Source organism: Chitinophaga filiformis (assembly GCF_021646545.1).
In the GTDB taxonomy this organism is placed as follows: domain Bacteria; phylum Bacteroidota; class Bacteroidia; order Chitinophagales; family Chitinophagaceae; genus Chitinophaga; species Chitinophaga filiformis_A.
Genome location: NZ_JAKIRP010000021.1, coordinates 17,685 through 31,817, shown reverse-complemented (window position 1 = coordinate 31,817; position 14,133 = coordinate 17,685). Strand labels below are relative to the sequence as shown.

Below are 14,133 nucleotides of genomic sequence, written 5' to 3'. Positions count from 1 at the left end.
CAGCCCCAGCAATAACATATCTGCTACCTATTTACGTATTAGTTTTTATAATGCTTTATTAATTAATATAATTACATATAAAAAATATTCTATTTGATTGTGAAAATAGTGTACTTTGCCGCCGAATCTTTATATAACATTTAAGTTGTACAAGGACCATCAGAAGATTGGGGACACACCAGCTTAATCAGACGCCCTTATGAAGAACCAGGCGAGTAGCGGAAACATCACGACGACCTTGAAGAGAACTCTGTAGGAGAACGTACACGATTACATCCAGCGTGAATTAACCATTTTCAACTGATCGCTTTGCATTTTTAGCAGAAGGGGCTACACCCCTCCAGGCGCACCATATATGATAATTTGAAAAACCTGACTGATGAAACATTTGTACACAACTTTGTTCAGGAGGTTCACTGTATGCCTTGCAGTGATACTGTACACTACGCTAGCAACAACCGCTCAGATGACAGCGGTATCATTAGCCGGAACCAATGTTACAAATTCCGGGGGGTATTATGAATACGTTCCAAAATCCTATGCGAACAGCAGGGAATCTTTTCCACTGCTGATCTTCATTCATGGGATAGGAGAACTGGGTAACGGTACCACACAGCTACCTGCTGTGCTGAGGAACGGCATACCTAAACTCATTACCAACGGCACGTTTCCAGCCTCTTTTAACGTCAAAGGCAAATCGTATTCATTTATCGTAGCAGCACCGCAGTTTAAGAAAATTCCGTCCCCGGTAGATGTATTAAGTCTGATCAATTATCTGAAAGGCAAATTCAGGATTGACCCTAAACGCATCTACATAACAGGATTGAGCATGGGTGGCGGTGTCACGGAAGATTTTGCGAGTGCAGGCGATTCCTACGCTCAGGTAACTGCCGCTGCTGTACCTATTGCGGGCAATATGAACCCGAAACTACTTCCCAGAGCCCCTAACACAGTAGCTAAGAATGATGTGCCGATGTGGTTCCTTCATAACGATGATGACCCTATGGTGCCCTCACAATATTCGAAAGACTGGGTTTCCATGATAGAGGCCTATACACCCGCTGCAAATCCGGAACCTAAACTCACCATTTTCGACGCAAAAGGCCATGATGCATGGTCTAAAGCTTATGATCCTTCCTATAAGGAGAACGGCATGAACGTATACGAGTGGATGCTGCAGTACGAAAAAGGCACACCCGTAACCAATCCGCCGGCTCCTCCTCCTTCAGGCAATAAAAAAGTAATGGCAAAGCCGAATATCGGTAACGGTATGTACTATACGGATGCCATGAGCGCCTTCAAACTAAACCCAGGCGATACACTCTGTATACCTGCAGGCGAGTATGAGTTTATACAGCTTGGTAACCTCGTTGGTACGGCCGCTAAACCTATCGTTATCACCAACTGTGGCGGTGTGGTAAGAACAGGTATCAAGACCCTGAAAACAGATGTTTCATTCGGTATCATGGGTGGTAAATTCCTGCACATTACAGGTTCCGGTACGCCCGGCATAGAATATGGTTTCGATGTGAATGGTAAGAACCTGATCGGTGTTAAAATGCAGGGAATGTACCTGGGTTCAGGCAGTTCTGATATCGACGTACACAACTTCTATATCCACGACGTAGGCTCGTTTATCGTAGCCAAGACCACACAGGAATGTAACAATCCGCAGTTCTGGGAAGGTAAATACGTGATGAAGAACGTGAAGATCCACCACATCAAAGGCCGTTATGCTGCCTATGAAGGATTCTATATCGGTAATACACACTACATCATGGATTACCTTCTCTGTAAAGGCATCAGGTCCCACCACATCCAGGACCTGGAAGTATACGACAACGACCTCCAGTACATGGGCCAGGATGGTATTCAGGTAGCCATGGCTGATATGGGAGAGAATAGGGTACACAACAACGTTGTCCGTAACTACGGTACTAACCGGCTGGATGCTCAGAGTTATGGAATGCTGATGGGTGGCGGCTCCCGCGTGAAGCTGTACGACAACGTGGTGGACAACGGCTATCTGCCCGGCATTGCATTATTCGGATCCGGCGTCTCTTACGTATACAACAACACTGTTTCCAATGTAGAGAACGGGGAAGGTATACAGGTGGCAGATAAGCTGATCCTGGAACCTGTAACAGCCTACATCTACAACAATACGATCTATAATACCGGCAATAGCGGTATCAAGATATACGCCTACCTGACCAAAGTAGGCCATAAAGTATACAACAACCTGATCATCGAAAAATCGCTGGGAGGCAGTTATCCCACTGACGGTATCTATATCAGAGGTGCGCAGAACATTAAATTCGACCACGGTAATAACCTGTTCTCTACCATTGCGAATGCTGCTAAGGTAGTCACAAACGTAGCCGGCGGCGATCTGCACCTCGCCAGTAATTCCAAAGCGATTGATGGCGGTAAATCAGTGAGTGACCTGGGCCTGACTGACGATCTTGATGGTAACAGAAGGCCCGTGAACAAAGGGTTTGATGTGGGGGCCTATGAATACCAGGGTGCTTCCGGTCCCGGTAAAGAGAACGATAACCCGGTTGCCAATGCCGGTAAGGACGTTACCATCACCCTGCCAACAAATACCGTAACACTCGATGCTGCTGCTTCCACCGATGCAGATGGTAAGATCAGTAAATATGCATGGAAGAAACTATCCGGACCAGCCGGAGGAACAATTACTAATGCGGCTATTGCCACAACAAGTGTGACGGGACTGACCGCAGGTACTTACATCTTCACGCTGACCGTTACTGACAACAAAGCGGCTACAGACGTAGACAGTGTTATCGTAAAAGTGAATCCTGCTGTAGCCAATAAAGCGCCGGTGGCTAATGCAGGCGCGAATGCCACCATTACGCTACCTGTAACTTCAGTAGCGTTGGATGGTTCCGCATCCAAAGATGCTGATGGTAAGATCATGAAGTATGCATGGAAGAAAGTAAGCGGTCCTGCCGGTGGTACACTATCCGGTGCTACGCTCGTTAAAACTACCGCAACAGCTCTGGTGGCAGGTACATATGTATTCTCCCTGACCGTGACAGACGATGATAATGCAACAGCTACCGCGAATGTGACGGTGACAGTGAACCCTGTTGCACAACCAAACGAGGCCCCTGTGGCTGATGCGGGTGCCATGCAGAGCATCACATTACCAACCAGTAGTGTAACACTCGATGGTACGGCTTCTACAGATGCAGATGGTAAGATCGTTAAGTACGCCTGGAAAAAAGTAAGCGGTCCTGCTGCCGGTGGTGTAGTCACCAGTGCTAACACCGCTAAAACAACCGTAACAGGCTTGGTAGGCGGTACTTACACCTTCTCCCTGACCGTTACCGACGATGATAATGCTACTTCCAGCGCCAACGTGGTGGTGAGAGTGAGTCTTGCACCCGAAAACAAAGCTCCTGTGGCCAATGCCGGACCTGACCAGACCATCACACTGCCCAACAATACAGTAGAATTGAATGGCAGCGGCTCAAGAGATGCAGACGGCAGAATCGCGAAATATGCGTGGAGGAAGCTAAGTGGTCCTTCGGGAGGTACCTTCACACAATCGAATGTAGCTGTTACTAAAGCAACAGGCCTGATAGAAGGCACCTACGTGCTGACACTCACCGTTGCCGATGATGATAATAAGGTTGATACCGATACAATGCGAGTAGTGGTGAAAAGGGCTGCTCCCGCTACCAATAAGGGACCTGTTGCTAATGCTGGTGCGGATGTGACCATCAAATTGCCGGTGAACAGCGTGATCCTGAATGCTGCAGCTTCTTCCGATGCAGATGGTGTGATCACCAGCTATCACTGGCTGAAGGTATCGGGTAAAGATGTACGCTTCTCCAATTCCCAGGGCATCATCAACGTGGTATCGGCACTGACAGAAGGTACATATGTATTCGAACTGACGGTGACTGACAACAATAAGGTGACAGCCACTGACCGGATAACTGTGAAAGTATTGCCAGCCCAGACCACCGACGATAACGACAAGGCGCCTGTGGCCCGCACGCAGGGTGACCTCACGCTCAAGTTGCCGGCAGCAAGCATGAATGCGGATGGTAGTACGTCTTACGCTATTAACAGCACCATTACTGCCTATGCATGGAAACAGGTATATGGCCCGGTGCAGGCTGTATTCTCCGCACCTAATGCCAGGAGTACGAAGATCTCTGGTATGGACTTCCCAGGCAGCTATGTGTTTGAACTGACCGTAACCGATGCCAATAAGCTGAGCAGCCGTTCTACTTTCGAGGTGACTGTACTGGAAGCGGATGGAGATCCGTTCGTTGCAGAAATCATGACCTATCCGAATCCGGTTGTCAGTACATTGTACTTCAAGCAACGTATGAAAGATGCCACACAGGGTACCATCACCATCTTCAACATATCAGGTAAAGCGCTGAAGAGTTATATACTGCCGGCGGGAGATAACCAGCAGCAGACGCTGGATGTATCATCGCTGCCCGCAGGTACATACATCCTGCAGGTCGTATACAAGAACAGCACTTATAAATGGAGTACGAAGTTTATAAAAGCTAATTAAAAGATCAGGAAGCCTTTTCCCATAATTTTGTAGCCGGGTTATACTGTTTGATGATTCTTGCAGGATTCCCGGCTACAATACTGAATGGGGGCACATCTTTGGTAACAACGCTACCCGCTGCTACCACTGCATGTTCCCCTATTTTTGTGCCCGCAGTGATCACGGCGTTAGCTCCGATCCAGCTGTCTGCGCCAATCCTGATCTCACTGGTAGTACAAGGCTGCATGCCGATCGGAACAGCAATATCCTGGTAGCCGTGATTCAGCCCCGACATCACCACGTTCTGGGCAATGATCACATTGTCGCCGATGGTAACGGGACCTATCAGCACATTTCCCATACCCACCTGTACATTGTTACCGATCAGTACATCGCCCATTCCGTTATTGACGGTGGCAAAATCCTCAATGATGGACTTAGCGCCCAGTGTGAAGTTGTTGAAGGGGAATACGTCCAGCCGGGTATAACGGCGTATAATAGCGCCTTTCCCTCTTTTATGTATAAAGCGGTTTGCCACCAGTCTTACCCATAAACGGGGCCTGGCCTGACCCTTGGGCATGATCATACGGTGTGCAAATTGTTTGAGGCCGGGATTACTTTTGATCTTTTCTTTCAGGCTTGAAAATGTGCTCATTTGGTCATGCGGTATTTAATATTGCCTCATAAATGGCTGTTACAGAGTTTTCCCAGCTATGAGAGCGGGCAAACGCAATGCGTCTTTCCTGCAACGCAGGACTATCTTCTGCAAGCGCTTTGCCGATCAACGTAACATACTCATTTGCATTCCGGGCAAGGTAGGTGTGTGAATCGAAATATTCCATTGTCCTGGTGGCGGTTGCTACCACCGGTTTCCCTAAAGCGAGGTATTCGTCTATTTTTAGTGGATAATTGCCTACAGTCAGTACATTCACCTGCTGCGGATTGATGCATACATCGAAGGCCTTGATATAGGCAGGCAGCTCCTTTAGCTCCTTCCTGCCAAGGAAATATACATTAGGCAACTGGTGCAGCACGGACTTCTGGAAGAACTCGTCTTCCGGTCCAACCAGCACTATCGACCAGTCTCTTTTTTCCCTGGCGATATGCTCAATGATATTCAGATCCAGCCGGTAGCCATTCAATGACCCGACATAGCCTATTCGTGGTCCCTTTATATTTGCCACATCTGCAGGTACAGCATACTGTTGCGTAACGTCAAACAGAGAAAGATCACATCCCTGTCCTACATAAAAACTGTTCGAATTGTATTTTTTAAGTATATCTGTCAGATAAGGAGAATTCGCCAGGGCTACATCCGCTTTTGCGATGTGCTGCGGCTCCAGTTTTTCGCCGTGTTTTTTCCAGTAATCCACGCCCAGCAGGTAGTCCCGGCTGTAATAAATGTAAGTAGCCGGTTTGAGCAATTCTTTCATATAAAAACCACGGAAAATATCGTTATCATTGAAGAGGATAACGTCGGAAAAACCCAGTGCTGTGATCGCTTCTTTAATGCTGGCAGCAAACTTCCTGTTGTTCCGTTTGTTTAACCAGGAGAAGAGTGGCTGTGCCCTGGCCGGCAGCCAGTTGATAGATTCAAGTATGGAAGATGGATAATAAGCCCACAGATTTTCCCCCACCGGTACGATCGCAGGTTCTTTCTTCTGTAAAGTTCTGAGATGATAAGAGATATTTGGATCATCCTTCTGGTGTAGGATGGTTCGGCGGTCAAGTGGTGAATTGACATACAACACACGGTTGTGGCGCGCGAATTGTAACGCTATATTCTTACAATTACTTCCTATTGGGGTATACCACTGCTGTAAGCCAATGATAACAATATCCCGGTTCCTGATGAGTGACACTGCAGTTAAGAATTATGGTGATATAATTGCTTATTGAGGTCTCAAGGGAGCATGGCTAAAAACGACCCAAATATAGCTACTTTTTTTACATTATGAAAAGCAGCAGTAAAAGATAAAAGTGAACTATTATTTTATGACTTCGAAACACATTCCCGAAACGATCGATATCAGGCAGTTGACTCCTGAAGATTACCTCGACCTGAAAGAATCTATGGTTTCTGCATATGCAGACATGGAAGGCAGTTACTGGCGCGAACCCACTATCCGCCGGCTGGTGGAGCTCTTTCCCGAAGGGCAGATCGCTGTTACCGTCAACGATAAGGTGGTAGGCTGCGCATTGTCTATCATTGTTGATTATGGAAAATTCGGTGACGAACATACGTATGAACAAATAACCGGTTATTATACCTTTAGTACACATGATACTAAGGGTGATATACTCTACGGTATTGAAGTGTTCGTACATCCTGACTATCGTGGCCGGCGCCTGGCCCGGCGATTGTACGATGCCCGCAAGACCCTTTGCGAAAGACTCAACCTCCGTGGTATCGTGGCCGGTGGCCGTATTCCCAATTATCTTAAGTATGCAGATGAAATGTCGCCCAGGGATTATATCGAGAAAGTACGCGATAAAGAGATCTATGATCCTACATTGACTTTCCAGTTCTCCAACGACTTCCAGGTAAAGAAGATCCTGAAGAATTACCTTCCGCACGACGAAGCCTCCAGGGGCTTTGCCACTTTGCTGCAATGGTATAATATCTACTATGAAAAAGATCAGGACACCATCCGGTACAATAAATCCACCGTGCGCATAGGGCTGGTGCAATGGCAAATGCGCGACTATGGTAGCCTGGATGGTTTCATGCAGCAGGTTGAATACTTTATAGATGCGGTGAGTGATTATGGTTCTGACTTTGTTGTATTCCCCGAACTGTTTAATGCACCGCTCATGGCCGAATTCAGCCAGCTCGACTCGGCCGGCGCTATCAGGGGTGTAGCAAAGTATACGGAACAACTACGAGACCAGCTCATTCAGCATGCAGTGTCATACAACGTGAATATCATTTGCGGCAGCATGCCCATCGTCATCGAAGAATCCCTCTACAATATCTGTTACCTTTGCCGCCGTGATGGTACCTACGAAGAATATATCAAAATGCATCCAACACCCAGTGAAGTATATGCCTGGGGCGTGAAAGGCGGCGACAAGCTGAAAGTGTTCGATACTGATTGCGGGAAAATAGGCATCCAGATATGCTATGATGTAGAGTTTCCGGAACCATCGCGTATATTGGCAGAACAGGGAATGCAAATATTGTTTGTACCTTTCCTGACTGATACCCAGCATGCCTTCAATCGTGTGAAGTTTTGTGCACAGGCCAGGGCTATAGAAAATGAAATTTATGTCGCCATTGCCGGCTGTGTTGGTAATCTGCCAAAGGTCAATAATATGGACCTGCAATATGCGCAGAGCGCGGTGTTCACGCCTTCTGATTTTGCATTCCCTGTTACTGGTGTGAAGGCAGATGCTACAACCAATACGGAAATGGTAGTTATTGCAGATGTGGACCTGGTGCTGCTCAAAGAGTTAAATGCCTTTGGCAGTGTACAGACACGGAAAGACATGCGGAGGGATCTTTATGAGGTGAAATGGAAGAAGCCTGGCAGGAACAGTTGAATACCGGGATGCATATCTCGTTTATAGGCGCATAACGGGATCATTCACCACATAACATAACACGATCATTCGCGTCGATCGGCTCCGCTGGGTGCCGTGTGTTTGTAGCGCGGGGTTTTCAACCCCGGAGATGAAAACGAACACCCCGGTACAACCCGGAAACAAACGAATACCGCGGATATAACACCGGGCCACATAACACGATCATTTGCGTCGATCGGCTCCGCTGGGTGCCGTGTGTTTGTAGCGCGGGGTTTTCAACCCCGGGGAATAAAAAACGACCGCCCGGTACAACCCCGGGGGAATGAGATTAAACATAAAACAAACAGCATAAACACATATGGCACACAAGATCAATTTAGCACTCCAGATCCTTCCTTCCGTTCCCAGCGATCAGGTATACGCCGTGGTAGACGAGGCTATCGCCGTGATACAGGCCTCCGGTCTGAAATACAGGGTATGTCCTTTCGAAACGGTAATAGAAGGAACTTATGACGAATGTATGGATGTGGTTCGCAAGGCACAGGATGTCTGTTTCAAAGCCGGTGCCTCACAGCTGCTGGTATACGTAAAAATGCAGATCAAAAAAGATGCGGACGTCAGCATTGAAGACAAGACCGGCAAGTACGACTAGACGATATTACCTGAAAAGGAAATAGGTTTCCAGCGATAACAGACCAATGATCATTCCGGCAGCATACCTGGCACACTGCTCTCTGCTGGCCTGGATATAAGGCGCGAGCAGTACGATGAACAGGGGTGCGACCAGCGCTGCATACCTGAAGCTGAAAAACGGCGTCTTGAAACCGGTGACCAGTATCAGCAAGGTAGCCAGTAGTAAGAAAAGAAAAAAAGGCTCCGTACGACGTTCCATCCACTGAAGGAATGCGCTGTATAGGAAGTATAGCGCAATAACTATCAGCATCGAGGAAATGAAATAGGAGGAAGGCTGTACGACAGCTGCCGGAAAGATCTTTTGCAGTCCCTCATTCAGCGGGGCATATTCAGCCTGCAGCCAGAAATAGTTGAGGGGTAACACGATAACAAATAAGCCTATCAACGCCAGCAATGTCGGGCGATTATAAGCAAACCAGCCCGGCGCAACGATGAACACGATCAGGGCGCTATACGCAAATGCCAGTATGCCATGCCAGTGCATAATACCGCCGGTACTCATCACCGCCTGCTTCGGTGGTATGAAACCTCCCCAGATCACAAATACCGGTATACAGCAGAGCAGCGCCACGCCCATGTATATGCTGACAATTACCCAGCGCTTCCATTCTCCGGCCGATTGCAGCAGCAATAACAGTGCAGCAGGAACGATCATCACAAAAGGCGAACGGCCCAGTGCCGCCAGTCCCAGGCAAAATCCTGCCTGCAGGGATAGAAATATACCCAGTGCCCAGGGTTTTCGGGTATAATCCAGCGCCAGTTGTAACAGCCAGATAGATAATGTAGCAAAGAATATCGCAGGAATTTCTGTCAACGCCATCCCTGCTACCTGCCATATCATCGGTACCGCCATGATGTGTAATGCAGGCAGCCATGCGCTTTTCTTCACCCGTCGCTGCATCTTCCGTATAATACCTGTCAGCAGTAGAATGATGATGAGCAGCATAACAGTATTCACCAGCCGGATGCCCGGTGTCTGTAAGCCTGTAACAGGCTCCAGCGCATAATGCACAAACTGATATAAAGGCCCGGCCGCCTGATTGTCGATGTTTAACAGGAAAGTGCGGGACAGGCCGTATTGCTTTAAAAGATGAACATTGGAGATAAAATATGGCTCGTCAAATAAAGGTTGTTGCCAGTGCAGGAGCGTGATGAGCAGCAGCAGGAAGTAACCGGCAAGACCGGCAATCAGCAGTATCCTTTCGTATATATTGGGGCGCAACATGTTCGTTTTCGGCAACAGACCATCCACAGACTGTAGTGAAGGCCCTCACTTGCGGTTCTGTGGATGGTCTCCTGTTATTTATCAACCGAACACAAGGTAAGCTATCACCAGCGTAAATATGATATTGAAGAGCTGTGCAATGATAAAAGCCATTGCAGGACGGCCATTCTCCATTTTAAAGATATCAGTGAATTTAGTTTCCAGTCCTATACAGGTAAACGCAATAGCGAACCAATATGTTTGCAATTCCTTTAAAGGACCTTTTACAGCAGCTACTGTTGCAGTAGGCAGTACAAAGGAAAACAGGAGGGACGCCAGTACGAAACCCAGCACGAACTTCGGAAAACGCTCCCAGATAGTACGAAGGGTAGGCTTTTCATAACCTGCTTCCTTACGGGAATACGACCAGTAAAGAGAGATAAAGAAAGCTGCCAGTCCAAGCAGCACATTCTGTGAGAATTTAACCAGGGTGGCATATTTTAGCGCTTCTTCTCCGAGGATGGTGCCAGCCGCTACTACCGCGCCGGAAGTATCGATCGTGCCGCCCAGCCATGCACCGGCTACTGCGGGCGACATATGCGCCCAGGTAGCGATATAAGGCATGAACAGCATCATTGGAATAGCCACGATGAGCACCAGGGAAATGACATGCGACAATTTCTTGTTATCACCCTCGATGGCGCCAGCCGTAGCGATAGCAGCAGACACGCCGCAGATGGATACCGCACTCGAGATCATCATGCGGAACTCGTCATCCAGTTTCAGTTTACGGCATACCCAGAAACTGAAGTACCATACGGTGAACACCACGGCCACAGATTGCAGGATACCCAGTCCGCCGGCTTTCAGGATGTCCTGGAAAACTACATTGGCGCCCAGCAGCACCAGACCAATCTTGATGTACAGCTCTGTCTGTATGGCTGGCCGCAATATGGCTGGTATGCCCACCAGGTTGCTGATCAGCAATCCCAGTATGAGGCTGAATAATACGACCTCTATACCGAAGTCCTTCACTGTTTTGTTGCTGGCAATGAACTGCGCCAGCAGGGTGATAAAGACGATAAACAACAGCGATACAAGCAGTTTCACGAACTCAACTTTTCCTGTAAAAGCCTTTGCCAGCAGCAGGCTGCCAAAGACCCACAGAAATAAGATACCCGTTTGTTTCCAGACCGCTACTCCTCCGAACTGCGCCGTCACAAAGGAGGCGTCTGTCCACACGGCGAGCTTCGGGAATACGGGTTTGAGACCTAAAAGCACCAGGCCAATCGTTAAAAAAGCAATGATAACAGCAATCCAATCTTCGTGCAGCGTTTTCTTAGGCATGATAGTTAAGTGGCATTAAATGTTTTAAGAGTACCTCTTGGTGGAAGCGGATCTATTGGTGGTAGGCCCCAAGTTAGTGAAAGAATTTATTTAATGAAAGAAAATGTATCCTATTACGATGGCTGCGATCAATCCCACCACATCAGCGATCAGGCCGCATGTCAGCGCATATTTCGTCTTCTTGATGTTCACAGAACCGAAATATACCGCCAGTACATAGAACGTTGTCTCTGTTGATCCCTGTATAATACTGGCCAGGCGTCCTGCGAAAGAATCCGGCCCGTTCGTTTTCAGAATGTCTACCATCAGGGCGCGGGCAGCGCCTCCGCTGAGCGGCTTCATTAGACCGACGGGGAGTGCAGGCACAAAATCTGTATTCATGCCCATGGCTGCAACCAGGCTGGCGATACCATTCAATACATAGTCCATACAACCGGTATTCCGAAAAGCACTGATCGCCACGAGCATGGTGACCAGGTAGGGAATGATGGTGATAGATACCTGGAAACCTTCTTTCGCCCCCTCTATAAACACATCATATACGTTGATTTTCTTAACAACCCCCAATGCCAGGAAGCCTACAATAATGGCAAAAATGGTGAAGCCGCCCACGAAGGCGGTGTATTGTGCCAGCTGCTCTGTTGTGAGATAAGGCATTATATAATAAAGCCCCAGCAGTGCCAGGCCGAACACAGCGAAGGTCAGCAGGATAGGGGCCTTCAGGAGATTAATACGCTGGTACAGCGCTACAGCGATCAACCCGGATATAAAAGAGATAATGGTGCCGATCAGCGTAGGAATGAAAATCTCGGCCGCATTATGGGAACCGGCAGCAATACGCAGGGCTATTACCGAGGTAGGTATCAGCGTGATGCCCGCCGTGTTCAGTACCAGGAACATGATCTGGGCATTGGTGGCAGTGTCCGGCTCGGGGTTCAGCTCCTGCAACTGTTTCATTGCCTTCAGTCCAACGGGAGTTGCAGCATTGTCCAGTCCCAGTGCGTTGGCGCTGAAATTCATGAGAATAGACCCCATGGCAGGGTGTTTTTTAGGTATTTCCGGAAAGAGCTTCGAAAAGAAAGGGTCTACCGCCCTGGCCAGGATAGCGATCATTCCACCTTTTTCCCCGACTTTCATGATGCCCAGCCAGAAGGTCATAATGCCCGCCAGCCCCAGCGAGATCTCCGCCCCGGTTTTGGCGCTCTCAAACATGCCATTCATAACGGTGGAGAACACGGCAGTATCCTGGAGGAAGATCAGCCGGCAAACAGCCACAACAAAAGAGATCAGGAAGAAAGCCAGCCAGACGTAGTTTAATGCCATATGGTGTGAAATGATTGAATGCCAAATCTAATGGCAAAAATTTAATATTAAAAGCATAAATCTGTGTTATACCAGATGACTCGTCGCGCTGACTTGATATTGGTAGTTAAAAAAGCATTATCTTCGCGCAAATTTTTTTAAAAAATGGCGTTACAAGTAGGAATTGTTGGATTGCCGAATGTAGGAAAGTCGACTTTATTTAATGCGGTAAGCAATAGCGCAAAGGCGCAGGCCAGCAATTACCGCTTCTGTACCATTGAACCTAACGTCGGACTTGTAGACGTACCGGATGAAAGGCTGGCAAAGCTGGAAGAGCTGGTGAAACCCAACCGTGTAGTCCCTACTACTATTGAATTTGTAGACATAGCAGGCCTTGTAAAAGGGGCCAGTAAAGGTGAAGGTCTTGGTAACAAGTTCCTGGCCAATATCCGTGAAGTGGATGCCATCGTTCACGTGATCCGCTGCTTCGAAGACGATAACATCCTCAGGGAAGAAGGCGCTATCAACCCTGTAAGCGATAAAGAGATCATTGACACCGAGTTACAACTGAAAGACCTCGAAAGCGTGGAGAAAAAGATCGCACGTACCGAGAAAATGGCTAAAACCGGTGGCGATCCTAAAGCTAAAAGAGAATTCGAAATCCTCAAACAATGCCAGGAGCACCTGGAAAAAGGTAAAAATATCCGTGAGCTGGGACTGAGCAAGGAAGATCGCGTAGCGATCGCCGACCTGTTCCTGCTGACTGAAAAACCAGTACTGTATGTGGCGAACGTGGATGAAGCTTCTATGCTGACCGGCAACAAATACTCCGAACAGCTGGCGGCTTCCGTAAAAGCGGAAAATGCTACAGTAGTGGTGATGAACAACAGCATCGAAGCACAGATCTCCGAAATGGAAGATCCGGCAGATAAAGAATTGTTCCTTTCCGAATACAACCTGACTGAACCTGGTCTGAACCGCCTGATCCGTTCCGCTTACAGCCTCCTGAACCTGATCACCTACTTTACCGCAGGTGTGCAGGAAGTAAGGGCATGGACCATCCACACCGGCTGGAAAGCGCCACAGGCTGCCAGTGTGATCCACACTGATTTCGAGAAAGGTTTCATCAAGGCCGAAGTGATCGCCTATGATGACTACGTTAAGTTTGGCTCTGAAACTGCCTGCCGCGATAACGGCCGCTTACGTATAGAAGGTAAAGAATATGTCGTGAACGATGGTGACGTAATGCACTTCCGTTTCAACGTATAAAGATACTCAGGGTTTTAATCCACTGAGGGGTACAACAAATCTAAGACGCTCCAGGGACGGCCCTGGGGCGTCGCTATTTTAGGGATACCTCGTCATGGAAATAATGTAGATTTCGACCGCGGAAACGCCCGGTTTCAGTATGGGATGTTGGTCGGCGCCTCTCTGGAATGCTATTGGGCGTTATCAATCGAATAGCATTTGGGATATGGATTTAGCAGCACCGGTCGTGTCACCGGAGAGCCGAAGG

General features: G+C 48.1%; 9 protein-coding genes. 4 read left to right on the top strand and 5 right to left on the bottom strand.

Translation table 11 applies throughout. The features are described 5' to 3' along the window. The first annotated feature begins 379 nt into the window (after positions 1–379). Positions 380–4,567, top strand: a complete 4,188-nt coding sequence (locus L3C95_RS31905; protein ID WP_236394722.1) for a PKD domain-containing protein — start codon at positions 380–382, stop codon at positions 4,565–4,567. 4 nt (positions 4,568–4,571) lie between these two features. Here L3C95_RS31905 and L3C95_RS35165 read toward each other — a convergent pair whose 3' ends face one another. Together L3C95_RS35165 and L3C95_RS35160 are read right to left on the bottom strand one after the other, a co-directional pair. After that, positions 4,572–5,201, bottom strand: coding sequence for an acyltransferase (locus tag L3C95_RS35165; RefSeq protein WP_317207725.1), 630 nt, complete (start codon positions 5,199–5,201; stop codon positions 4,572–4,574). A 4-nt stretch (positions 5,202–5,205) separates the two neighbouring features. Further along, the gene (locus L3C95_RS35160) at positions 5,206–6,408 is read right to left on the bottom strand and encodes a glycosyltransferase (RefSeq protein ID WP_236394720.1); all 1,203 of its coding nucleotides are present in this window, start codon (positions 6,406–6,408) and stop codon (positions 5,206–5,208) included. A 133-nt stretch (positions 6,409–6,541) separates the two neighbouring features. Here L3C95_RS35160 and L3C95_RS31885 point away from each other — a divergent pair, with 133 nt between their 5' ends. Both L3C95_RS31885 and L3C95_RS31880 read left to right on the top strand, forming a co-directional pair. Further along, positions 6,542–8,089: a bifunctional GNAT family N-acetyltransferase/carbon-nitrogen hydrolase family protein gene (locus L3C95_RS31885; RefSeq protein WP_236394718.1), complete on the top strand. Its 1,548-nt coding sequence runs from the start codon at positions 6,542–6,544 to the stop codon at positions 8,087–8,089. Positions 8,090–8,429: 340 nt separating this feature from the next. Continuing rightward, on the top strand, positions 8,430–8,723 hold the full coding sequence (locus tag L3C95_RS31880) for an MTH1187 family thiamine-binding protein (protein WP_149698772.1): 294 nt from the start codon (positions 8,430–8,432) through the stop codon (positions 8,721–8,723). Between the two features lie 6 nt (positions 8,724–8,729). Here the strand turns inward: L3C95_RS31880 and L3C95_RS31875 are convergent, their stop codons facing one another. The 3 genes from L3C95_RS31875 to L3C95_RS31865 all read right to left on the bottom strand — a co-directional run bounded on the left by L3C95_RS31875 (position 8,730) and on the right by L3C95_RS31865 (position 12,638). Next, entirely contained in the window at positions 8,730–10,016 is a 1,287-nt protein-coding gene (locus tag L3C95_RS31875) for a glycosyltransferase family 39 protein (RefSeq protein ID WP_236394716.1), read from the bottom strand. A gap of 54 nt (positions 10,017–10,070) precedes the next feature. Then, the gene (locus L3C95_RS31870) at positions 10,071–11,315 is read right to left on the bottom strand and encodes a YeiH family protein (protein WP_236394714.1); all 1,245 of its coding nucleotides are present in this window, start codon (positions 11,313–11,315) and stop codon (positions 10,071–10,073) included. 90 nt (positions 11,316–11,405) lie between these two features. After that, the gene (locus tag L3C95_RS31865; protein ID WP_236394713.1) at positions 11,406–12,638 is read right to left on the bottom strand and encodes a nucleoside recognition domain-containing protein; all 1,233 of its coding nucleotides are present in this window, start codon (positions 12,636–12,638) and stop codon (positions 11,406–11,408) included. A gap of 144 nt (positions 12,639–12,782) precedes the next feature. Here L3C95_RS31865 and ychF point away from each other — a divergent pair, with 144 nt between their 5' ends. After that, on the top strand, positions 12,783–13,886 hold the full coding sequence (gene ychF / locus L3C95_RS31860; RefSeq protein WP_236394711.1) for a redox-regulated ATPase YchF: 1,104 nt from the start codon (positions 12,783–12,785) through the stop codon (positions 13,884–13,886). Positions 13,887–14,133: the final 247 nt, after the last annotated feature.

Excerpts from the sequence above, each read along its gene's own strand:
- L3C95_RS31870 (WP_236394714.1), bottom strand. The coding sequence starts at position 11,315 with ATGCCTAAGAAAACGCTGCACGAAGATTGGATTGCTGTTATCATTGCT.
- ychF (WP_236394711.1), top strand. The coding sequence starts at position 12,783 with ATGGCGTTACAAGTAGGAATTGTTGGATTGCCGAATGTAGGAAAGTCG.
- L3C95_RS31885 (WP_236394718.1), top strand. The coding sequence starts at position 6,542 with ATGACTTCGAAACACATTCCCGAAACGATCGATATCAGGCAGTTGACT.
- L3C95_RS31905 (WP_236394722.1), top strand. The coding sequence starts at position 380 with ATGAAACATTTGTACACAACTTTGTTCAGGAGGTTCACTGTATGCCTT.
- L3C95_RS31880 (WP_149698772.1), top strand. The coding sequence starts at position 8,430 with ATGGCACACAAGATCAATTTAGCACTCCAGATCCTTCCTTCCGTTCCC.
- L3C95_RS35165 (WP_317207725.1), bottom strand. The coding sequence starts at position 5,201 with ATGAGCACATTTTCAAGCCTGAAAGAAAAGATCAAAAGTAATCCCGGC.
- L3C95_RS31865 (WP_236394713.1), bottom strand. The coding sequence starts at position 12,638 with ATGGCATTAAACTACGTCTGGCTGGCTTTCTTCCTGATCTCTTTTGTT.